Origin of the sequence: Aromatoleum evansii (genome assembly GCF_012910805.1) — a bacterium.
GTDB classification, from domain to species: Bacteria; Pseudomonadota; Gammaproteobacteria; order Burkholderiales; family Rhodocyclaceae; genus Aromatoleum; species Aromatoleum evansii.
In genome coordinates, this window is the sequence record NZ_WTVK01000173.1 from 1 (window position 1) to 753 (window position 753).

2 protein-coding genes are annotated in these 753 nt (G+C 69.1%); both read right to left on the reverse strand.

Annotated elements, in window-relative coordinates; genetic code table 11:
- Nucleotides 1-530, reverse strand: a 530-nt coding sequence (locus GO615_RS27745) for a sarcosine oxidase subunit gamma (protein ID WP_246262532.1), incomplete at its 3' end; no start/stop codon positions are given.
- A partial coding sequence (locus tag GO615_RS27750; protein ID WP_169133064.1) for a glycine cleavage T C-terminal barrel domain-containing protein occupies nucleotides 523-753 on the reverse strand: 231 nt, incomplete at its 5' end. The genes GO615_RS27745 and GO615_RS27750, both read right to left, overlap by 8 nt.

Consider the following 753-nt stretch of genomic DNA (forward strand, 5'->3'; position numbering starts at 1 on the left):
CGGATCACCGCCGAGCTCTTCGCAAACACGCTCGACACCCCCTTGCCCACCGGGAAGGCGCGCGGATGCACGTCGTAGGGCGTGCACTTCATCAAGAGCTCGCGCACCTTGGGGCCGGTCAGCTCCAGCACCGTCTGCCCGCCGGTGACGTTCATCACCGCGTAGTGGCCGCTGAGCTCGCGCCGCAGCGCGGCCTCGGCTTCGAACTCGAGGCCCGCCGGCACGACGATCAGCCACTCGTCCGGCGACATCCACTGCAGGCTCACGCCGCGCGACTCGTCGCGGGCGACCGCACCGAGCGCGAGCGGCAGCGCGAGGCCCAGCACGCGCTCCACGCCAGCGCGGAAGGCGTCGTCCTGGGCGTTGCCGCGCAGCACGAGATGGCCCAGGAAGGGTTTTTCGCGCACCACCACGCCCGCGTCGCGCGCCGAGGCGGCGAGCACGACGTTGATGCGCGCCCTCACCAGCGGCGACTCCGACTTCACTGCGCCGCCGCGCGGGTTCAGATCCATTTGTGCGTAATCAGACATTCTGGCGTGCTCCTTCGGCATCAAAGAAGACCGGGCTCACGACCTCGGCCGCATGCACCCGGCCGTCGGCCATCGGCAGATAAACGGTTTCCCCCAGGCGCTTGGCGCCGCCCTTGACGACCGCGAGCGCGAAGGAGTGGCCCAGGTTCGGGCTGTAGTAGCTCGACGTCACATGCCCGACCATCGGCATCGGGATGCGGATCTCCTTCTCGAGCACGATCTG